This is a genomic window from Nodosilinea sp. E11 (assembly GCF_032813545.1).
GTDB lineage: Bacteria > Cyanobacteriota > Cyanobacteriia > Phormidesmidales > Phormidesmidaceae > Nodosilinea.
Window position 1 is genome coordinate 5,438,428 of the sequence record NZ_CP136520.1, and the last position, 20,536, is coordinate 5,458,963.

A 20,536-nucleotide genomic window follows, 5' to 3' on the forward strand; every position below is an offset into this window, starting at 1 on the left:
TCCACCCCTTCACCCCTCCACCCCTTCACCCCTCCACCCCTTCACTCCTCTTCCCCCTCCATGCTTAACGCAATTCTCAAATGGTCGATCGCCCAGCGCTGGATTGTGGTCATTGCCACCGTCCTCGTCACCCTCTACGGTCTGCGCACCCTGGGCGACATGTCGCTGGATGTGTTTCCCAGCTTTGCCCCGCCCCAGGTGGAAATTCAGGCGGAGGCACCGGGGTTGGCTCCTGAGGAAGTGGAGTCCCTAGTGACGCTGCCGATTGAGAGTGCCGTCAACGGTACCCCTGGCGTGACTGCCGTGCGATCGACCTCCGTCGCGGGGGCATCAGCGGTGCGGGTCGTGTTTAGCTGGGACACCGATGTCTACCAGGCCCGCCAGCTAATCACCGAGCGGCTGCAACAGGCCCAGACCCGCCTGCCCGAAGGGGTAGAATCGCCCCAGCTGGCTCCCCTCAACTCGCCCCTGGGCATCGTGCTGGAATACGCCTTCACCGCCGACACTACCTCCCTGATGGATCTGCGGCAACAGGTCGATCGCCAAGTCACCAACCGCCTGCTGGCAGTACCCGGCGTTACCCAAATTACGGTCTTTGGCGGCGAAGAGCGCCAGTACCAGGTCTTGGTAGACCCGGCCAAGCTCAGCGCCTTTGGCGTCACCCTGGCCCAGGTCAGCGAAGCCGCTGCCGCCGCCAACCAGAATGGGGCTGGGGGCTACCTGATCGATGCCGACCAGGAACTGCTGATTCGCGGTATTGGTCGCGTTGAAGCGATTGAAGACTTGCAGCGATCGGTGGTGGCAGCGCGACAGGGAACACCGGTGCTGCTGCAAGACGTGGCCACCGTCACCCTTGGCCCCGCCCTCAAGCGCGGCGACGGCAGCCTCAATGGCCAACCCGCCCTGGTGATGCTAATCAACAAGCAGCCCCTGGCCGACACGCTGACGGTGACGAAACAAATTGAAGCAGCCCTGGAGGAAGTCGGCCCCAGCCTACCGGGGGATGTCGCGATCACCCGTACCTTTCGCCAGGCCGACTTTATCGAAGCCTCGGTGCGCAATGTGCGAGACTCGCTGCGCGACGGCATCATTATTGTGTCGGTGATTTTGCTGCTGTTTTTAATGAACTGGCGCACGGCGGCGATCACCCTCAGCGCCATTCCCATGTCGCTGCTGATCTGTCTGATTTTGCTGCACTGGCTGGGCCTTAGCGTCAACACCATGACCCTGGGTGGCCTGGCGGTGGCGATCGGATCGGTGGTCGATGACTCGATTGTGGATATGGAGAACTGCTACCGGGGGCTGCGGCGCAACCGGGAGCTGGGCAATCCCAAGCACCCCTTTCAGGTGGTCTACGACACCTCGGTGGAGGTGCGCACCAGCGTGCTGTTTTCCACGGTGATTATCGCGGTAATCTTTGCGCCGATTTTTAGCTTGAGCGGGGTGGAGGGGCGCATTTTTGCGCCCATGGGTATTGCTTACCTGGTGGCGATTTTTGCCTCCACCTTGGTGGCGCTCACCCTCTCCCCCGCCCTCTGCGCCTTTCTGCTGGCCAGCGCCCCCCTGCCAGAGGAAGACACCTGGGTGTCGCGCCACAGCCAGCGGCTCTACCATCCGGCACTACGGCTGGCGTTGGGGAATTCTCGGCTGATTTTGCTGATTGCTCTGGGGGCACTGGTGGCATCGCTGGCCATGTTGCCCGCCTTGGGGCGCGTATTTTTGCCCGAGTTTCAGGAGCGATCGCTGGTGGCTTCGATGAACCTGTTCCCCGGCAGTTCCCTGGCGGCGACTAACCGGGCTGGGCTGGCGGTGCAGAATGCGCTCAGGGATGACCCCCGCTTTGAGACTATTCAAATGCGATCGGGGCGATCGCCGGGCGACCCCCACGTCGTGGGTTCTAACTTTGCCGAGCTGGATATTGAGCTGAGTGACGCCGGGATGCAAGACCGCGAAGCCACCCTGGAGGCACTGCGGACAGAATTCGAGAAAATCCCCGGTGCCCCCGCCAGCGTGGGGGGCTTTGTCTCCCACCGCATGGATGAGGTGCTGTCGGGGGTACGCAGTGCGATCGCCGTCAAGATCTTTGGCCCTGACCTGGCCGAGCTGCGCCGCCTGGGCACCGCCGTCACCGAGGTCATGGCCAATGTCGAAGGCGTGGTCGATCTGCAACTTGCGCCCCAGTTGCCCGTACGCCAGGTGCAGGTGCGCTTTGATCGCGAGGCCGCCGCCCGCTATGGCCTGACCATGGGTGCGCTGGCCAACACCATCGAAACTGCGCTAAATGGGCGAGTCGTCTCCCAGGTGCTCGAAAATCAGCAGTTGTTTGACCTGGTGGTGTGGTTTACCCCCAGCGCCCGCCAAAACCTCGACACCCTGCGCAACCTGCTGATCGACACCCCCGACGGCCAGCGCATTCCCCTGACCCAGCTGGCCCAGGTCGACTACGGCACCGGGCCAAACTCTATCAGCCGCGAGAATGTATCGCGGTTGATCGTGGTGTCGTCGAACGTAGCCGATCGCGATCTGGGCTCGGTGATCGCCGACATTCAGTCCCAGGTGCGTCAGCAAATCACCCTCCCACCCGGCTACTTCATTCAGTACGGCGGCCAGTTTGAGTCAGAGCAGCGGGCCACCCAAAACCTGCTGGTGTTTGGAGCCTTGGCCCTGGTGGTGATTTCGGTGCTGATGTATTTCACCGTCAAGTCATTCCCGGCTACGGTGATGATTATGCTGAATCTGCCGCTGGCGATCGTGGGGGGTGTGTTCTCCGTGGCCCTGAGCGGCGGCGTGCTCTCGGTAGCGTCTCTGGTCGGCTTCATCACCCTGTTTGGGGTGGCGGTGCGCAACGGCCTGCTGCTGGTCGATAACTACAACCAAAAGCTCGCCACCGGCATGCCCCTGCCCCAGGTGCTCTACGCCGGGTCGATGGAACGGCTCAATGCCATTCTGATGACCGCCTTTACCTCGGCCCTGGGGATGCTGCCCCTGGTGATCAGTAGCGGCCCCGGTCGCGAGATCTTGCAGCCCCTGGCGGTGGTGGTGTTGGGGGGCCTGTTTACCTCCACCGCGCTGACGCTGCTGGTGCTGCCGGCCCTCTATGCCCAGTTTGGTCGCTACCTGGGGGCGATCGCAGTCCATAGCCCGATCCAACCCGATGCAGAGATAACCCCCATCCCCCAAAACCAACCCGTTAGCCCCCTCTAAGATCGCTCCACCCCATCCACCCCATTCACCCATCCACCCCTTTTGGAGATTCAACCCATGCGTAACCAATTCATTCCTGCCCTACTTCTGACCAGTACCCTGACCCTGGCGGCCTGCGGAGGGGCTGAAACCACCACGGCCCCCGATGTCGCCCCTGAAACTGTAAGCCCTGCCGCCCCTGAAACCGTTGCTGCTGAAAACACCGATGACCACAGCGCCGCGACCAAAGGCGGCCAAGTGGTCGAAACCGGAGCCTACCACCTGGAACTGGTGCCCGTCCCCGAAGCCGATGGCATTCACCTCGACCTGTATTTGCAAACCGGCGACACCCACGAGGCAGTAGCCGATGCCACGGTGGTGGCCCAGGTGCAGCTCCCCGACGGCACCCAGCAGGCGCTGCCAATGGAGTACGATGCGGCGGGCGAGCATTTCTTTGCGTTTTTACCCAGCCAGGCAGCGGGGAATATAGAACGGTGATTCAGACCGATATCAACGGTGAGAAGGTCAACGCCCGGTTTAGCTTTGCCAAGTAGGGCGATATCTGGGGAAGACTTTACCCGGTTGAGGTGTCGGGTACCAGGGCTGGAAGGCTAATGACATGTTGCGGTTGGCAAAGTTGTCGGCCACTTCGCGCAGGGCCAGTTCTCGCAGCGCCACCAGATTGCGTCTCTGAAAGAAATGTTGCAGCGCCTGATCGATTTTAGCTGGGGCATAGATTTTGCCCTCCTGCAATCGCTCTTGCAAAGTTTCAGGGGTAACGTCGATCACTACCACCTCATCGGCTTCGTCAAGCAGGCGGTCGGGCACCTGTTCGCGCACCACCACCCCAGCAATTTTGTGCACCAGATCATTCAGACTCTCCAGGTGCTGAATATTAATGGTGGAATACACATCAATCCCCGCCTCTAAAATTACCTCCACATCTTGGTAGCGCTTTTCTTGTAGAGAGCCGGGGACATTGGTATGGGCCAGTTCGTCAATCCCGAAGATCAGCCAGCCCTGTTTGGGGTTGCCAGCCATATGGCCGTAGGTAAGAATCAGCCCGGCGGGAATCACCAGCATGATTACGGTTTCGAGCAGGTTGGTGAAGTTGTTGGGGTTCTCAAAGGGGTGGGCCGAGTTGATGCCAAAGAAGCCGCCGCCGTTTTCACCTAGCTCTTTAATGATTTCAAAGTGGGCCACGGGGCCACGGGCGATGAACTGGGTGGCTCCCTCTAGGGTGGTGGCCTGGGCGGGGGCGGCGAAGGTCTCAGGCACTCCGGCAATCAGCAGGGCGATCGCCCCCACAATTGAAATTGGCAGCAAAATGTGGGTGATCGACACAATCAAATCGGTGTAGAAATTTCCCAGGGGTCGCCCCGTCAGCCCGCGAATAAAAGCGATCGCCACCGCAATGCCCGTCGCTGCCGAGGTAAACATCAAAAACCCCAGCGCCCCCACCTGGCTGAAATAGCTGTAGGTGGTTTCGCCAGAATAGTGCTGCTGGTTGGTGTTGGTGGTAAAGGAAATGGCGGTGTGCAGACCTAGATCCCAGCTTGGGGCAGGGAGCCCAGTGGGGTTCAGAGGCAGCACCCCCTGGAGCATAAAGGTGGCGTAGACCAGCACCATCATCATCAGGTTGCTGATCAGCACGGCGCGAATGTATTGCCCGCCGGTCATCGAGCGACCATTTGACTCAAAAATTGAGGACAGAAACATAGCGCATCAGAAAACGAGCGACTCTAAGCCACCTTTTGCTTGAGTTGCAGAAAATTTTCTAAGGCCGGTGAGATAGAAGGATTCATGGCGATCGCAATTAGCGAATCCCCATCTTGAATAATTGGATTGTCATGAGCATGAATTAATTTTTCTGCCCGCACCAACCCTAAAAAATGACAGCCCTCGGGCATCTCAACCGCCTCAAGGGGCTGACCCAGATGGACACTGTGAAAATAGATGGTGCAGGTTAAGATCTTCGCCTTCATGGAATTGCTCCCTAGCCAGACAATACACAGAACACCTCTATTCTGATGCTTTAATTGACAAAAACAAGGTATGGAAGGCTGTTTACAGCGAAATTATATTGACCCATCTAAACCACAGACATACAAGTGTTTAGATAATCAATAAGTCACCTATATCATTTGATATAAACACTGCCAATCGCCCCAAAATAATGCCTAGAATAGATTGACAAGTTGTCCAGATTAGAGCGTGCCAACGTTAAGAACGTTCTAACGTTGGCACGCTCCGGCCCCCTCCCCCTCCCTCTCCATGCGCCGCCTCAAACCCAATTGGCAACGAACCCACTGGCTGATTGCCGCCCTCTTTGTTGTGGTGATTGTGTTGGAATACAGCACGCCGCCGCCCTACGTGTTTGGCTATCTATACATTGGGGCGGTGTTGCTGGCCAGTGGACGTCTGGGGCGGGGGGCGACGCGATGGGTGACGGCGATCGCCATTGCCCTCACACTGCTCAATCTGGTGATCCCTGGACTGGAGCCGATTACTACAGTGACCATTGCCAACCGGGCGATCACCGTGCTGGCGCTGGCGGTGACGGGGTGGCTGAGCGATCGCATTCAGCGCTACGAAAAGGCCATTACCCATCAGCACGCTCAAATCTTGGCTCAGGCCCAGCTGGCCCGCATGCGGGAAGACTTTGTTTCAACCCTGACCCACGACCTCAAAACACCGCTGCTGGGAGCGTTAGAGACGCTTCACGCCCTAGAGGCTGAGCAGTTTGGGGCGGTTACCTCGGCTCAGCGCCGGGCGATCGCCATCATGACCCGCAGCCACCAGACCACTCTGCAACTGGTCGAAACCCTGATGGATGTCTACCGCAACGACAGCGAGGGGCTGCGACTCAACCCCACAGCGGTCGATGTGGTCGCCCTGGCGGAGGACACGATCATGCAGCTCACGGCCCTGGCCACTTCTCGACAGGTGCGCATTCGCCTGCACCAGGGAGAATCCGACTTTCGCCAGCCCTGCTGGGTCAGGGCCGATGTACTCCAGCTTCAGCGGGTGCTGAGCAACCTGATAGCCAACGCCATTCACCATTCCCTGCGGGGCAGCCTGGTGGAAGTGGTGATTCGCCCCAAGGGCGATGATTGCCTGGTGCAGGTGCTCGACCAGGGCCAGGGCATCGCCGCCAATGAAATGGCCTATCTGTTTGAGCGGTTTTACCAGGGCCACAGCGATCGCCAGGCTAAGGGCACCGGGCTGGGCCTCTACCTCAGCCGCCAGATTGTGGAAGCCCATGGCGGCACCATCTGGGCTGAGTCGCGCCAGCCCAGGGGCGCACTGTTTGCCTTCCGGCTACCCGCCCAGCCCCCGGTGCAGGATAATATAGTCTTAGCCAGTCCGGCTAAGACTATATTATCCTGCACAACGTTCCAACGTTAAAACGTTGCTGAGTTTCCATGACCGACCAGCCGATCGCAATCCTCCTGGTCGAAGACGATGAGCTGTTTCGTTTGGGCCTGACTACCCGGTTGCAGCAGGAACCGACGCTGCACATTGCCGCCGAAGCAGAGGACGGCGAAATGGCGATCGCCCTGGTTAACCAGCAGCCCTTCGACGTAGTGCTGCTGGATATTGGCTTGCCAGGGATTGGCGGTATTGAAGCCTGCCGCCAGATCAAGCAGCAGCACCCTGACTTGCCGGTGCTAGCCCTCACCTCCCACAACCAGCCTGCCCTGATTGCCCGGCTGATCGAAGCCCAGGCCCAGGGCTATTGCGTCAAGGGTATTGCTGCCGAGGCGCTGGTGTTGGCGATTCGCTCAGTCGCTCTAGGGGCTACCTGGTGGGATGCGATCGCCTCCCAGGCAATTCAGGCCGCATTCCAGGCCCCCCCACTAGAACTGCCCCCTGCCGCTGCTCTGACGACCTCGCCCACCCTCACCAAGCGCGAGCAAGAAATTCTAGCGCTGATGGCCGCCGGACAGAGCAATCAGGAAATTGCCGAAACCCTCTACATCGCTCCCGGCACGGTGCGGGTTCATGTTCACGCCATTTTGCAAAAGCTGGAGGTGCGCGATCGCACCCAGGCCGTCATCCTGGCGATGCAGCTTGGTCTAGTTTCGCCCTAGAAAAATAGGCGTTTTTGAGTAGCGGTATGACTTTGCAAAAAATGAAAGGAAAGCTGAAGCTCCAGCAGCTGAGACGAGCTCTGATCAAACGGCATAGTGGCCCCGGGGGGTAGGACATGGTCTACCTCCATCCGGTCTTCTGCCCTGAAATAAAGACCACAGGCCGGGCACTTCCCTGACTGTCGTTTTAGTACTTCAAGATCACGGAGGGCGTCAAAGCAACGGTTGACTAAGGGTTCATCGGCGAGTCGCCAAAGCCGTTCTGCCGGCTGCAACTCGGGTGAATAAGGCGGCAATACCTCTAGATGAATGCCGTCGGGTATCACCAGGTCTTTGCAGGTGTGCCATCCAGCCCCATCTATCACCAGCAGAATCTGCTTATGCGGGCCAGCCCCAACTTGCTCGGCAAAGGTGGCTAGGGCTTGGTTAAACCAATCGCCATTCACCCGAGGCAGAATCAGCCATTCGGTATCGCCGGTCGTGGGATGAACAAACCCGTAGAGGTACGTCCACTCATAGCGTGGGTCAACCAGGGCCAACGGTCGCTGCCCGACTTTGGCCCACACCTTGCGAATAATCGGTTTTAAGCGAGGCGATGCTCATCAAACGACCAGGCTTCGACCAGGGCCTCAGGATATTGCTGTTCTAGTTCAGCCTTACGCTCCGGGAGTTTTTTTAAACGCCTCCTGGGCTTCCGGATCGCCTTTGCGATGCCGAGGACGAGGCACTTGCAGGGATTGCTCCAAGCGATTGAGATAGTCCCACCCCCGCTGGGGCCAGACCTTCGCCACCCCAGTGACTTCAGCGATCACCTGAGCCACCTTAGGCCCACTCCAGCCCCCGTCATCGTCGGGTGGGAATTGTAATCGAGCCTCTAAGTCTTCGAGCTACTTAGAGTTGAGCAGACTACGAGACTGTTGCGGTCGTTGGGCTTTGCGTCGATTGCGCAGGCCAGCAGCGCCATCACGGTTGTACGCTTTCACCACCTCTCGGGCATAGTCATAGTTCAGCCCAACGGCTTTAGCTGCATCGGTCAGGGTCGTTTGCGTGTGAACCGCAACGGCGCTGGGCCTTAGCCTCTGGCAACTCAATGGCCAGGAGCCCCTATATCCACGCCAATCATCTCAGCGGGCTCATAACCAACCATTGCAGCATAGGCGGAGTTGACCATCACGTAGCGACCTTGGGCATCAAGCTGAGAAATGCCTTCAACAGCGTTTTCTAAGGCTATGCTGATATTTAGTAGCCTGGTAGCGGTTTGGTGTTGCTCTAAAACGGCCTGCTGCAGCGCTGTAACATTTTGGCGCAGCTTTAGCTGGGCCAAAACTTGCTGAGCCAGGGTTTCTAAGGCATTCTGCTGTTGTTGGCTCAAGTCTCGCGGTTCCCTATCGATCACGCATAAAGTGCCGATCGCACAGCCGGTGGGAGTTATCAAGGGCGCTCCGGCATAAAAGCCGATATGGGGTGCAAAGAGAACTAGGGGATTGTTGGAAAACCGTTGGTCTTGGCGAACATCAGGAACCAGAAAAAGATTAGGTTGCAGAATAGCATAGGTGCAAAATCTAACATCACGGGATGTTTCTGACACGTCCAAGCCAATCTTTGATTTAAACCACTGACGATCTGAATCAACCAAGCTGATTAGCGCAATTGGCGTCTGACAAATTTGGGCTGCTAGCTCAGCCAACCCATCAAAGGAGGCTTCTGCTTCGGTATCCAATCCTCTGGGTATTGTGAGTCTGAATAAATTGCTGAAATTGCGTAGCTGCCAGCGGTTTACTCAGTAAGTAACCTTGAACACTACTGCAGTCTAGAGCTCGCAATATCTGCAACTGTTCTACTTTTTCGACCCCTTCAGCAACCGTTTCCAGGTTTAGGCCGTGGCCCAGAGCGATCACCGCCTGCACAACAGCAATTTCCCTCGATTCAAAGCACAGATCTTGAATAAACTCGCGGGCAATTTTGAGGGAATGGAGCGGAAATTGTTTTAAGGCAGCTAGGGACGAGTGCCCTGTGCCGAAGTCATCCATTGAGATGTAGATCCCCATATCTTTTAGTTCTTGCAAGGTAGAGATCGCAGCAGGGATATCCTGCATCACTACTCTTTCGGTAATTTCGACCTCTAGCTGGCTGGGATCAAGCCGGTGTTCTAGCAAAATTTGAGCAATCTTTTTGGGCAAGTTTTTTTGCTGAATCGTTTGGGCAGAGAGATTAACAGCAATACGCAGTAGTGGGTTGCCGAGGGTTTGCCATGAGCGAATTTGAGCACAGGCGGTACGAATTACCCACTCATCGATGGCGCTGATTTGCCCCGTCACTTCGGCTGTTGGTATAAACTCTCCCGGCATCAGCAACCCTTTGTGAGGATGCTGCCAACGAATTAAAGCTTCAGCCGCAATCACCCGGCCTGTTTGCAAGTCCAACTGGGGCTGATAGTGCAGCACAAACTCAGTTTGCTCCACAGCCTTATGAAGATCATTGGTCAAAATTAGTTGGTCCAGGGCCTTCCCTATCGTGACAGAGGAATGAAGTTTGTAGTTATTGCGCCCCTGATGCTTGGCGTCATACATGGCTGCATCCGCTTTTTTCAGCAGGGTCTCAGCATCTTGACCATGGCTGGGGGCAAGAGCAATGCCAATGCTCGTTGTAACCCTAAAAGCTTGGTGGTTGAACACAAACGGCTCACGCAGGTTATGAAGAACCCGTTGAGCCACTTTCGTAACATCTTTGGTGGACTGGATATTTTGAAGCATTAGGGTAAATTCATCCCCACCCCAACGCGCCACAATATCGCCCTTCTTTAAACAGCCTGAAATTCGCTGTGCCACTTGCTGCAATAACTGGTCCCCAACTGCATGGCCTAACGTGTCGTTAATTGTCTTGAAATGGTCGAGGTCCACAAAGCAGACCGCTAGCATCCTACTATCTAGTCTGTTATCGATGGGTTTGAGTTGTTCTAAAGCCTTAACCAGTTTTTCTTCAAACAGCAGTCGGTTAGGTAATCCAGTGAGCCGGTCATGACAAGCTTGATGGCGAATCGTTGCCTCAATCCGCCGTTGCATTACGGTGATGTATAAATGGGTGGCAAGGGTTTGCGACAGTTTGATGTCTTCTACGTTCCAACCTGAGGCAAACAGCGCATCAGCAGTAGTCTGTTGGCGGTTTGGAAACCCATTGGTCGCCAACAGGCTCGCACCCAATTCGCGACGAAACAGGCTGAACCACCCAATGGCTTGTTGCTGATATTGCAGGGGCACAATCAGTACAGAGTAAATGGCGACCGCTTCAAAAGCCGCTCCTAACGTCCGCAGGTGTGGATCTTGCTTGAAGTCCTGCAGGGTGTAGAGATGGTAAGTTGGATCTTCTCCACTACGCTTTGTCCGATGCTTTCCACCATTCGCGCTCTGGGCCAAACAACGCCAAAGATAGCTTTCACCCTCCAGGGTTAAGGCTGGTTGCACGCCTGAACGGTAAAGCTGGTCACTCTGCTCTTCGGTATCGGCGGAGATATAGAGTTGTCCACCAATACAATCGAAGGCAGTAACGGTAGCATCAATGACTTGCTGCATCACTCGGATGGCATCTCCAGGAGTATGCAACATGCGGGTGAGGTGATTGAGGGTGGCTTCCGCCTGGGCTTGCTGAGACGCTTGTTTTAACAGGGTTGCTTGAGCGATCGCAATGCCAGCATGGGTCGAAAGTTCTTTAAGAAAGTCCAGTTCCCAAGCTTGCCATTCACGATAGCGATGGCACTGGTGAACAATTAACAGCCCCCAAAGCTCTTGATTGTGGAGAATTGGGACCACTAGCTTGGACTTGACGCCAAGTTGATGGAGGGTTTCTGCCAAACAGGCTGAGATATCGTCTTGCCTAATATCAGCAATGGCGCGGACCCGGCCCTGTTGGTAGAGGCGGTGACTGTCAATCGGGAAAATCTCCTCTGGTAACGGTTGATCCATTAACGGAAAACATCCCGGAGCAACGGCTTCATTCGTCACTGAACCGGTACCGTCAGGATTGACGCGATAGGTCAGTACCCGATCAGCCTGCAACAGTTGCCTGACCTCAGCCACCGTCGTGCTCAAAATTTGATTGAGGTCTAATGACTCACGAATGCGGTGCGCTACCGCTGTAATTAAACGCTCCCGCTCAAATTGCTGCCGCAACACATTCTCAGCCTGTTGGCGTTGTTTCAGTTCAGCTTGAGACTGCTGATACAACTCTGACTGATGAATCGCGATCGCCGTTTGGGTGGTGATTTGCTTGAGCACATCAATCTCATCGGTTTGCCATACCCGCGCGCCAGAACATTGTTGCACCACCAGCAAGCCCCAGAGCTTAACTACATCGACAATGGGCACGACTAGATTGGCCCGCACTTGAAAACTGGCTAGCAAGTCACGATGGCAGGGGGTCAAATCGGCTGTCTCGATATCTGAGATTGCCTGCACCCGCCCCTGGGCATAGAGCTGTAAGTACTGTCGGGCAAAATGGACATCGTAAATCCGGGTGCCCGTAATTTTGCGCCACTGAGCATCGACTGATTCCACTACAACATAGCCGCTGTGGTCAGCGTTCAGTTGGTATATCAGGACTCGGTCAGAGTCTAATAGATGACGCACCTCAGTGACAGTAGTCTGCAAAATCGCGGTCAGATCTAGCGAACCTTGGACATGAATGCGCTCAGCCATTTGCCGAACCAGGCATTCCTGAGCGGATTGTCGCCGCAGTTTTGTCTCCAACTGCTTTTGAGCCGTAATGTCGTGACAAATGGCGACGTACTGGTAGGGCGTGTCATCCCCCCCAAGAAAGGGGACGATAGTAGTATTAGCCCAATACAAGCTACCGTCTCGAGCGCGTTTTTGAAGTTCTCCTCGCCATACCTGCCCACGATTAAGAGTTTGCCAAATGGTTTGTAAATCGGTCGGAGAATGTTCGTCTTCCTCCAGCAAAAGATGCTTGTTGCCAATCAGTTCTACCGCTGAATATTGAGAGATTTCGCAGAACTTATCATTGGCATAGGTGATTAACCCTTGGGCATCTGCGATCGCCACAATGGAAGACTGATCCAACGTAAACTCAATATCTGTGCGGTCTTTTAGGGTTTGCTTAAGCACCCGGCGCCCGTATCTTAGCTCCAGTTGTGTCACGACCTGATGGCTCAGGATACGCAACGCTTCAAGTTGCTCTGAGTCCAGCTGGCGCGGTTGCTGGTCAATGACGCACAGCGTCCCCAACGGATAACCATCGGCAGTAATGAGAGGAAAGCCAGCATAGAAACGAATGTGGGGCTCCCCGATGACTAGCGGATTCTGCGCGAAGCGCTCGTCGAGTAGAGCATTCTCGATGATGAGAGGCTGCAACTGTAAAATCGCCTGGGCGCAAAAGGCCCACTCGCGGGGAGTTTCTGTTGTGGTTAGTCCAACTTTTGCCTTAAACCACTGGCGGTGGTCATCAATCAGGCTCACCAGGGCGATTGGAGTTTGGCTGATCTGGGTGGCGAGTTGAACTAAATCATTAAAAGCAACTTCTGGGGCCGTATCCAAGAGATCATATCGAGCTAACGCGGCTAACCGAGCCGCTTCATAATCGCCCGCGATATTTGACATCCTCTCTTCCCCTTAACGTCTTGATGGATCAACCATCGTTGTAGCGTAGTCCAAATAACAGAGTGCCTACGTTTACACTCAAACGTATCAGAGACTACAAAAATCGTAGCCTTAGTACGGATAGAGGCTGTTACTTCGATGTATAAATTGATATCCTGCTACAGGTTGTCGCCATCTTTCTATAAAGTTAAGTAGTTTTAATGGTAGTGGTGGCCTCGGGGCCATCGGCTGTGGCTAAGGCGTGGTCGATGCGCTGGATTAGGGTGTTGGTTTCAATAGCCCATTCGGCCTCGTAGTAGCGACGAGTGGCCTGGCCTGCTTGAAGGGTATAGAGGCAGGCGAGGAAAGCCCGTGCGCCCGCGACTTGGAGGAGGATAGCGATCGCGCTTTGTCCACCACCGAGAGTACGAGTTTTTGCCATTGAGGAAAACACGCCCCGCCTGAATTGCGGATTTAATCGCTTTTGTGTAGCGAGGGAAATAGACCGAATTGATACTGCTAGTGGGATAGGCCCTCTCCAAAAGCGATTGCTTGTAGGGGCTACCAGCGGCCTAACTCCTATATAGCAGTCAAGCTGCAATAAAAATGCAATAGCTATTGGGAATAAAGTTTAGGAAGCTGCATTAGAGTCTACAAAGACTGTGGGGTAAGGGTTTGGCGGATTATAAGTTCTACTTTATGTTGTCCCCTGTTAAGAGATAGTGACATAGGCAGATGTATTCATAGCGATATAGGCAAAGGCAATACGGTGAGCGATCGCATTCCTTGCGGGCTGAAAGTGTTGAAAAGTGATTGATAAGATTTCTTATATTCTCACAGAATACGAAATTGTATATATGGAATACAGATATAGTAGCAGTTAAAAAGATAGAAATCTTTTATAGGAGTCGGGGATCATGGCGAACGCCAGGTTGAGGTGTTGCAACTTCAAAAGTATTATTGCGAGCAGGGTCTCGAGGGGCTGAAACGACAACCGCGCCGGGACGAAGGCGCGTTGCGAGTGGACGCCACCTGGCGTGAGCTTATCGTTGAGAGCTACCGCAACGGGAACCGAGGGATGCGTAAAACGAGCCGTGCCCAAATCGCCAAACTCCAGTTATCGGCCATGCTGGGACAGCGATCCTATGTCGTCTCCTATTGGGAAAGCCCATCTCGCCAGCGGCGACCGACCCCCGGTTCTCTTCATCAGCTATCCCAGATGAGTGGTGTTGCGATCGCCCGCCTCCAGGGGATGTGGTCACCCTCCGACACCCGATTGCATTGGCCCACACGGTTGTGTCCTGCCTGCTACGCCGAAGCCCCTTGGCACAGGCTGACCTGGCAACTAAACGACCAACCCAATTGCGAAATCCATCAGCGGCGGCGCAGCCGTCCTGGAGAGACATCTCTATTAGCCCAATGCCCCCGCTGTCATCATGCGTTGCCACTGCCGAGCCATTGGGTGAGTGGCCAGTGTGCTCATTGCCAACTCCCGTTCGCGCAGATGCGGTTTTAGCGAGCGGCTACTCACCGGGTCTAGGGTTGAGGTGTCAACTTAATTGACCAGCTAACTTCGCGTCCAGCCACCGGTTCGTGGGTTTGTTGGAACTGCTGCTTCAGCTGCTTCAAGCGTTGCTCCTGTTCGGTGATGTCGCTCGGGTAGTTCCATTGGCCCGGAGTGAGCCGACGAAAGATGACCGCTGACTCCCGCTGGAATTGGGATGCCTCTTGAGTCGCACAGGCATCAAAGAAAGCCGGTTTTATACTAAATCCGAGTCATATACCCCCGAAACGATTAGGCTTGTCATGCGGGCCACCAATGATAGTTAGTTAGGGCCTTAATCTCGGATTGCATCGACAGCAGAGTGCGGCAGCGGGCCTCAAGGACATCTTCGAGATCACTGAGGGCGTCAAAGCAGCGATTGACTAAGGGCTCATCGGCGAGTCGCCAGAGCCGTTCTGCCGGCTGTAACTCGGGTGAGTAAGGCGGCAAGACCTCTAGATGGATGCCGTCGGGTATCACCAGGTCTTTGCAGGTGTGCCATCCGGCCCCATCGATGACCAACAAAATCCGCTTGTGAGGGCCAGCCCCGACTTGATCTGCAAAGGTGGCTAGGGCTTGGTTAAACCAATCGCTATTCACCCGAGGCAGAATCAGCCACTCGGTATCGCCGGTCGTGGGATGAACAAACCCGTAGAGGTACGTCCACTCATAGCGTGGGTCAACCAGGGCCAACGGTCATTGCCCGACTTTGGCCCACACCTTGCGAATAATCGGTTTCAATCCCAAGCGATGCTCATCAAACGACCACGCTTCGACCAGCGCGTCAGGATATTGCTGTTCTAGTTCAGCCTTACGCTCCGGGAGTTTTTTTAAACGCCTCTTGGGCTTCCGGATCACCTTTGCGATGCCGAGGACGAGGCACTTGCAGCGATTGCTCCAAGCGCTTGAGATAGTCCCACCCTCGCTGGGGCCAGACCTTCGTTACCCCAGTGACCTCAGCGATGACGCGCGCCACCTTGGGCCCACTCCAGACCCCGTCATCGTCCGGGGGCGATTGCAATCGAGCTTCCAAGGCTTCGAGCTGCTTGGGGTTGAGCAGACTCCGTGACTGTTGCGGTCGCTGGTCTTTGCGGCGATTGCGCAGCCCATCAGCGCCATCACGGTTGTAATCTTTCACGACAACTCGGGCGTAGTCGTAGTGAAAGCCCACAGCTTTAGCGGCATCAGTCAGCGTCGTTTGTGTGTGAACCAGCCACAGCAGATGCCAACGTCGAGACTCGACCGGGTCAACGCTAGCTCGATAACGCGCTTTAAGCTCGTCGGCTGAAAAATGAGGTTCGAGATGGAGGGGTCTAGGCATTCCTCAACCCTACACTATTTCGGGGGTATACAAGTCGGATTTGGTATTAGAGCTTCAATTTGGGTTTCGAGTTGAGCTAACTGAATCCGGAGCGCCACCATTTGATCAATTACATCGCTAGGCTCAGCCGTGGTTCTGGTCATTGATGGCCTAAAGAATTTTGTCGCTCATCATGATAGGAGTGATGCCGTATCCCTCATGCCAGACTGGCTACCAAAGGGTCTACTGAGCGTACCTGGCAGCCAACTGTGACGACGAACAACCAGAGCATCGGTGTAGTAGACCAACGCCAGCGCGATCGCCAATCTCTTGAGTAATGGCCCCCGTAACGCTGTGCAGGGCCATAGGTAGGGTTCTGCCGCTGGAGAGGGTGCGTCGAGGCGTGCGATCGCAGCGCTCAAGGATGGTGTGTGGGTGCCCTCTCTGCATTGGGGACTGGCGGTTCAGGGAATACACGTGGAAGGTTTCAGCAGGGGGTTGGAGGGGCTGCTGAGGTATTGCACATCTCTGGGGTCTAGCCCTAGGGCGAGGTGCCGTTTGATCTCGGGTTTGGGGGTGGCGATGGTCATGGAGTGTTGCTCCTGTTTGGCTGACTACACACGACGACAAGACTGCAATAAATACAGAATAGTAGTCAGGATAAAGTTTAGCGAGTTACGTTGCAGTCTAGAAGTTGTAAGCGATGATGCAGGGGTGCGATCGCACGTCTTAGGGGCTGAAAGCATTGGAATCTCGTAGAAATTGATTGATACAGATTCCTTATGTCGCCATAGAATATGAGGTTTTATATATTGAATACAGGTATAGAAATAGCATAAAGGATAGGAATATTTTATAGGAGTCGGGGATCACTGGGGATCGGCGCAGGGGTTGAAAGGGCCAAAAGCCTTTATCCATAGGGACTTTGGGGGTTTAAGAGGGTTGCGATCGCATAATGGGGATCACGGCAAAAGGTACAGAAATATAAGAAATAAAGATATAAGAATGGTTTATAGGGGTATAGAGGGTGCAGTCTAGAGTTTTTTGGAATTTGTCGCGTGCCACGATATTTGTCATCGTTGTGCCACGATAATTGTCATGGCGGCTAGAACAGTTGCCTGCTGGGGCTTCCAGCGATTTTGGGGCTGATTCAGCGCCGTGATCGGGGCCGCTGTTCGAGGTTGCGATTGCGCCTGGAGTGCTTGTCCTATAAGGGTTTGGGGATTTGATGACAAATATTGTGGCACGAATTTGATGACAAATATCGTGGCACAAAAAAGGTGCTGGTAAAGAACGGTAAAACGGTTGTGCTGCAATGCTTTGAGAGGGTTTAGAGTAGCAGAATTAAAAGTGCAGAGAATGACAAATATCGTGGCACGTGAGAAAGGTGAAAAAAGTGAACCGGTGACATTGCCGCACCTAGAGACACTGTCCTTAGACGAACGCCGCCGCCTGGAGGTCATTCAAGGCCTAGAACGCTATCGCGGTCAATCCACGTACCGAGAGGTGGAGGCTGCGGCAGCCGCCACTCTGAGCTTGAGCGTGCGCAATCTGAAGCGGTTAGTGCGTCACTATCGCGAACGGGGCATTGAGGGCTTGAAGCGCCAAGTACGCTTCGACGAAGGCAATGTGAGAGTGGACGATAGCTGGCGGGAATTCATCCTTGAGCGCTACCGCAACGGGAACCGAGGCACCCGTAAAACGAGCCGTGCCCAAATCGCCAAACAAGTCGCCAGCCACGCCGCCGCCATCGGTAGCCCCAATTATCCGAGCCGTCGCACGGTATACCGCATCCTGTCGGGTGAGATTAGGCAAGCCGAGCAAAAGCAGAAGCAACGCTCCATCGGCTGGCAGGGAGATACCCTGACGCTGACCGCAAAATCAGGGATTGAGATCGCCGTTGAATACAGCAACCAGGTATGGCAATGCGACCACACACCAGCCGATATTGTGGTCGTCGATAGCCAAGGCGACGTTTTGGGTCGACCGACCTTGACCACCGTCATCGACACCTACTCGCGATGCATCATGGGGATACACCTGGGCCTGGAACCCCCCAGTGCCGCCGTCACCGGCTTAGCCCTGCGCCACGCGATCCTGCCGAAACAGTATCAACGGGGCTACGAACCCGAAGCCCTGTGGGAGAGCTACGGCGTCCCGAAGTACCTGTACACCGACGCCGGTTCCGACTTCACCTCAGCCCACATCGATCAAGTCGCCAGCCGATTAGGCATCGTGCTGTGCCTGCGTCGCCGTCCCGCCGAAGGCGGCATCGTCGAACGGCCCTTCGGCACCCTCAACCGTGAATTCTTCTCCACCCTACCGGGCTATACCACCGCCAACGCCAAGCCCCATCTAGCGTCGATCAACGCAGACGCCTGCCTGAGCCTAGAGCAACTAGAGGGCCTGCTCATCCGCTACATCGTGGATAACTACAACCAGCAACCGGACGCCCGCGATCGCCAACACAGTCGGATAGAGCGGTGGCGCGCCGGACAGATGGCCCAAGGGAAACCCCCAGACGAACGAGAACTGGACTTACTGCTGATGCGCCAACAGCGCCGCCGCATTTACCAGGGCGGGTACCTGCGCTTTGCCAACCTGATTTATCGCGGCGAATACCTATCAGGCCATGCCGGAGCCGACGTCGTCCTCCGCTATGACCCCCGAGACATCACCACCGTCCTGGTGTACCAACCCCAGGGTACGACCGACGTCTTTTTAGCCCGTGCCCACGCCCAAAACCTCGAAACAGAACGCCTCTCGCTAGCCGAAGCCAAAGCCATCAGTCGTCGTTTGCGCGAAGCTCGCACCGAGATTACCAATCAGTCCATCCTCAGCGAGATTCAATCTCGCGTGCAATTCATTGACGAGCTGCTGTCAGCGCCCCCGCTGCCCGCCAACCACGAAGACCTACCGTCCGACGAAGCAAGCGAGCCTGAATCGTCCCCGGCCCCTAAGCCCCTACCCGCCATACGCGTCTACGACTACGAGCAACTGCGTCAATCGCACGGCCTTTAAGCGCCCTCAACATCAACCCCCCCTTCCGGAGCCTCCTATCCCATGTCTCCCTCCCCTGCTGCCGACCCCAATCCTGCGATCGCCGACGTGAATGAGCGAATTCGAGACCTGGGCCGTCGTCGCGTCCTGGAACTGCCCCAGATGTTGGAATTTCATACCTGGCTAGACGGTAAACGCTTAGCCAGACAATCCTGCCGAGTCATCGGGGAATCGCGTACCGGCAAGACCGTGAGCTGTGATACCTACCACCTCAAATCCAAAGTGACCCAGCGACCCGGTGAAGCCCCCCTGATACCAGTGATGTACTGGCACTGTCGTGAGAACCTCTCCGTGAGCAACCTGTTGGTCGGCCTGCTAGAAAGCCTTCAGTATCAAGCCACGCGAGGGCGCATCCCTGAACTCCGGGAGCGGGTCTACCACGTGCTCCGGAGTTGCCAGGTTGAGATGATCATCTTCGACGAAGCCCAACGGGTAACCGCTCAAGCGATGTCTGAAATTAGAGACATATCCGACCTCTTAGAGATTGCCGTCGTGCTAGTGGGCACCGATCGGCTCAACGCCGTCATTCAACGTGATGAACAAGTCCTCTATCGATTTCTATCGGCCTATCGCTTTTCTCGACTCAGCAGTGAAGAACTTCAGGAGATGACCGCCCTCTGGGAAGAGCATGTGCTGCAATTACCCAAACCCTCCAACCTGGCCAACCCGAAAGCCCAGAGCCTGCTGCTCCAGGCCAGCCGAGGCTATATTGGCGTCCTGAATCAAATCCTCTGTGAAGCCGCCATTCGGGCCTTGCAACGCGGTCAGCCACGCATTGAGTTGCCCTTACTGCGACAAGTGGTCAAAGAATGTTCACTGGCGATCAAGTAATGGCCGGAGACCCGTCTTCACCAGCACCAGCAGCAGCACCAGCCTCCGTTACCCCTTGGCTGTTCCAGGTCGAGCCTCATGCTGACGAGAGCTTTGGTCACTTTTTGGGGCGATTTCGTCGAGCCAATCGCCTCAGTAGTGCCCAGTTATCGGCCATGCTGGGACAGCGATCCTATGTCGTCTCCTATTGGGAAAGCCCCTCTCGCCAGCGGCGACCGACCCCCGGTTCTCTTCAGCAGCTCTCCCAGATGAGCGGTGTTGCGATCGCCCGCCTCCATGGGATGTGGTCACCCTCCGACACCCGATTGCATTGGCCCACGCGGTTGTGTCCTGACTGTTACGCCGAAGCCCCCTGGCACAGACTCACCTGGCAATTGAGTGCCCAACCCGATTGCGAAATCCATCAGCGGCGGCGCAGCCGTCCTGGAAGGGCATCCCTATTAGCTCAATGTCCCCGCTGTCATCATGCGTTTCCACTGCCGAGCCATTGGGTCAGCGGCCAGTGTGCTCATTGCCAACTCCCGTTCGCGCAGATGCGGTTTTAGCGAACTGCCACGTACCCGCTCTAGGGTTGAGGTGTCAACTTAATTGACCAGCTAACTTCGCGTCCAGCTACTGGCTCGTGGGTTTGTTGGAACCGCTGCTTCAGCTGCTTCAAGCGTTGTTCCTGTTCGGTAATGTCGCTCGGGTAGTTCCATTGGCCCGGCGTGAGCCGACGAAAGATGACCGCTGACTCGCGCTGGAGTTGGGATGCTGCTTGAGTCGCGCAGGCGTCAAAGAAAGCTGGTTTTAGAGCTTCAATTTGGGTTTCGAGTTGAGCTAACTGAATCCGGAGCGCCACCATTTGATCAATTACATCGCTAGGCTCAGCCGTGGTTCTGGTCATTGATGGCCTAAAGAATTTTGTCGCTCATCATGATAGGAGTGATGCCGTATC

General features: G+C 55.7%; 17 protein-coding genes and 2 pseudogenes. 7 read left to right on the plus strand and 12 right to left on the minus strand.

From position 1 onward, the window contains the following. The first annotated feature begins 60 nt into the window (after positions 1 to 60). Positions 61 to 3,204: an efflux RND transporter permease subunit gene (locus tag RRF56_RS26155; RefSeq protein WP_317036089.1), complete on the plus strand. Its 3,144-nt coding sequence runs from the start codon at positions 61 to 63 to the stop codon at positions 3,202 to 3,204. 57 nt (positions 3,205 to 3,261) lie between these two features. Next, positions 3,262 to 3,681 (plus strand): hypothetical protein, encoded by a 420-nt coding sequence (locus RRF56_RS26160; RefSeq protein ID WP_317036090.1) that lies wholly within the window; start codon positions 3,262 to 3,264, stop codon positions 3,679 to 3,681. A gap of 39 nt (positions 3,682 to 3,720) precedes the next feature. On the opposite strand, the gene RRF56_RS26165 is transcribed toward RRF56_RS26160, so the two are convergent. Together RRF56_RS26165 and RRF56_RS26170 are read right to left on the minus strand one after the other, a co-directional pair. After that, entirely contained in the window at positions 3,721 to 4,902 is a 1,182-nt protein-coding gene (locus RRF56_RS26165; protein WP_317036091.1) for a potassium-transporting ATPase subunit KdpA, read from the minus strand. A gap of 23 nt (positions 4,903 to 4,925) precedes the next feature. Beyond that, positions 4,926 to 5,168: a hypothetical protein gene (locus RRF56_RS26170; protein ID WP_317036092.1), complete on the minus strand. Its 243-nt coding sequence runs from the start codon at positions 5,166 to 5,168 to the stop codon at positions 4,926 to 4,928. Between the two features lie 289 nt (positions 5,169 to 5,457). On the opposite strand from RRF56_RS26170, the gene RRF56_RS26175 reads away from it, so the two are divergent. Together RRF56_RS26175 and RRF56_RS26180 are read left to right on the plus strand one after the other, a co-directional pair. Further along, positions 5,458 to 6,591 carry a HAMP domain-containing sensor histidine kinase gene (locus RRF56_RS26175; RefSeq protein WP_317036093.1) on the plus strand — a complete coding sequence of 378 codons (1,134 nt, stop codon included), beginning with the start codon at positions 5,458 to 5,460 and terminating at the stop codon, positions 6,589 to 6,591. Between the two features lie 17 nt (positions 6,592 to 6,608). Further along, positions 6,609 to 7,277: a response regulator transcription factor gene (locus RRF56_RS26180; RefSeq protein WP_317036094.1), complete on the plus strand. Its 669-nt coding sequence runs from the start codon at positions 6,609 to 6,611 to the stop codon at positions 7,275 to 7,277. Here the strand turns inward: RRF56_RS26180 and RRF56_RS26185 are convergent. From RRF56_RS26185 to RRF56_RS26220, 9 genes and pseudogenes are all read right to left on the minus strand, one after another. Beyond that, a pseudogene (locus RRF56_RS26185) lies at positions 7,274 to 7,858 on the minus strand (IS630 family transposase); the annotation flags it as partial. The gene RRF56_RS26180 and the pseudogene RRF56_RS26185 sit on opposite strands and share 4 nt — an antisense overlap. A 75-nt stretch (positions 7,859 to 7,933) precedes the next feature. After that, a pseudogene (locus tag RRF56_RS26190) lies at positions 7,934 to 8,113 on the minus strand (helix-turn-helix domain-containing protein); the annotation flags it as partial. Between the two features lie 51 nt (positions 8,114 to 8,164). Further along, a complete protein-coding gene (locus RRF56_RS26490; RefSeq protein ID WP_410510522.1) occupies positions 8,165 to 8,368 on the minus strand; it encodes a helix-turn-helix domain-containing protein in 204 nt (67 codons plus the stop codon). Then, the gene (locus RRF56_RS26195) at positions 8,365 to 8,997 is read right to left on the minus strand and encodes a GAF domain-containing protein (RefSeq protein WP_317036095.1); all 633 of its coding nucleotides are present in this window, start codon (positions 8,995 to 8,997) and stop codon (positions 8,365 to 8,367) included. Before RRF56_RS26195 ends, RRF56_RS26490 begins: the two co-directional genes overlap by 4 nt. Then, positions 8,969 to 12,886, minus strand: a complete 3,918-nt coding sequence (locus RRF56_RS26200) for an EAL domain-containing protein (RefSeq protein ID WP_317036096.1) — start codon at positions 12,884 to 12,886, stop codon at positions 8,969 to 8,971. The genes RRF56_RS26195 and RRF56_RS26200 overlap by 29 nt, the downstream gene beginning before the upstream one ends. 187 nt (positions 12,887 to 13,073) lie before the next feature. Then, positions 13,074 to 13,307: a hypothetical protein gene (locus tag RRF56_RS26205; protein WP_317036097.1), complete on the minus strand. Its 234-nt coding sequence runs from the start codon at positions 13,305 to 13,307 to the stop codon at positions 13,074 to 13,076. A gap of 1,362 nt (positions 13,308 to 14,669) precedes the next feature. Further along, a complete protein-coding gene (locus RRF56_RS26210) occupies positions 14,670 to 15,101 on the minus strand; it encodes an IS630 family transposase (protein WP_317036098.1) in 432 nt (143 codons plus the stop codon). Positions 15,102 to 15,219: 118 nt separating this feature from the next. Beyond that, complete coding sequence (locus RRF56_RS26215) at positions 15,220 to 15,729, minus strand: winged helix-turn-helix domain-containing protein (protein WP_317033461.1); 510 nt, start codon at positions 15,727 to 15,729, stop codon at positions 15,220 to 15,222. A gap of 222 nt (positions 15,730 to 15,951) precedes the next feature. Continuing rightward, on the minus strand, positions 15,952 to 16,158 hold the full coding sequence (locus RRF56_RS26220; RefSeq protein ID WP_317036099.1) for a hypothetical protein: 207 nt from the start codon (positions 16,156 to 16,158) through the stop codon (positions 15,952 to 15,954). A gap of 954 nt (positions 16,159 to 17,112) precedes the next feature. Here RRF56_RS26220 and RRF56_RS26225 point away from each other — a divergent pair. Genes RRF56_RS26225 through RRF56_RS26235 form a run of 3 tightly spaced genes read left to right on the plus strand, consistent with a single transcriptional unit; the run spans position 17,113 to position 20,144 of the window. Further along, a complete protein-coding gene (locus RRF56_RS26225; RefSeq protein ID WP_317033369.1) occupies positions 17,113 to 18,729 on the plus strand; it encodes a Mu transposase C-terminal domain-containing protein in 1,617 nt (538 codons plus the stop codon). 42 nt (positions 18,730 to 18,771) lie between these two features. Beyond that, positions 18,772 to 19,599 carry a TniB family NTP-binding protein gene (locus RRF56_RS26230; protein WP_317033368.1) on the plus strand — a complete coding sequence of 276 codons (828 nt, stop codon included), beginning with the start codon at positions 18,772 to 18,774 and terminating at the stop codon, positions 19,597 to 19,599. Continuing rightward, a complete protein-coding gene (locus tag RRF56_RS26235) occupies positions 19,599 to 20,144 on the plus strand; it encodes a TniQ family protein (protein WP_317033367.1) in 546 nt (181 codons plus the stop codon). Before RRF56_RS26230 ends, RRF56_RS26235 begins: the two co-directional genes overlap by 1 nt. 20 nt (positions 20,145 to 20,164) lie before the next feature. On the opposite strand, the gene RRF56_RS26240 is transcribed toward RRF56_RS26235, so the two are convergent. Further along, entirely contained in the window at positions 20,165 to 20,485 is a 321-nt protein-coding gene (locus RRF56_RS26240; RefSeq protein ID WP_317033366.1) for a hypothetical protein, read from the minus strand. Positions 20,486 to 20,536: the final 51 nt, after the last annotated feature.

What these genes read in the sequence shown, in the direction of transcription:
- RRF56_RS26155 (WP_317036089.1), top strand. Translation starts at nt 61, where the DNA reads ATGCTTAACGCAATTCTCAAATGGTCGATCGCCCAGCGCTGGATTGTG.
- RRF56_RS26160 (WP_317036090.1), top strand. Translation starts at nt 3,262, where the DNA reads ATGCGTAACCAATTCATTCCTGCCCTACTTCTGACCAGTACCCTGACC.
- RRF56_RS26165 (WP_317036091.1), bottom strand. Translation starts at nt 4,902, where the DNA reads ATGTTTCTGTCCTCAATTTTTGAGTCAAATGGTCGCTCGATGACCGGC.
- RRF56_RS26170 (WP_317036092.1), bottom strand. Translation starts at nt 5,168, where the DNA reads ATGAAGGCGAAGATCTTAACCTGCACCATCTATTTTCACAGTGTCCAT.
- RRF56_RS26175 (WP_317036093.1), top strand. Translation starts at nt 5,458, where the DNA reads ATGCGCCGCCTCAAACCCAATTGGCAACGAACCCACTGGCTGATTGCC.
- RRF56_RS26180 (WP_317036094.1), top strand. Translation starts at nt 6,609, where the DNA reads ATGACCGACCAGCCGATCGCAATCCTCCTGGTCGAAGACGATGAGCTG.
- RRF56_RS26200 (WP_317036096.1), bottom strand. Translation starts at nt 12,886, where the DNA reads ATGTCAAATATCGCGGGCGATTATGAAGCGGCTCGGTTAGCCGCGTTA.
- RRF56_RS26205 (WP_317036097.1), bottom strand. Translation starts at nt 13,307, where the DNA reads ATGGCAAAAACTCGTACTCTCGGTGGTGGACAAAGCGCGATCGCTATC.
- RRF56_RS26215 (WP_317033461.1), bottom strand. Translation starts at nt 15,729, where the DNA reads ATGCCTAGACCCCTCCATCTCGAACCTCATTTTTCAGCCGACGAGCTT.
- RRF56_RS26220 (WP_317036099.1), bottom strand. Translation starts at nt 16,158, where the DNA reads ATGCAGAGAGGGCACCCACACACCATCCTTGAGCGCTGCGATCGCACG.
- RRF56_RS26230 (WP_317033368.1), top strand. Translation starts at nt 18,772, where the DNA reads ATGTCTCCCTCCCCTGCTGCCGACCCCAATCCTGCGATCGCCGACGTG.
- RRF56_RS26235 (WP_317033367.1), top strand. Translation starts at nt 19,599, where the DNA reads ATGGCCGGAGACCCGTCTTCACCAGCACCAGCAGCAGCACCAGCCTCC.
- RRF56_RS26240 (WP_317033366.1), bottom strand. Translation starts at nt 20,485, where the DNA reads ATGACCAGAACCACGGCTGAGCCTAGCGATGTAATTGATCAAATGGTG.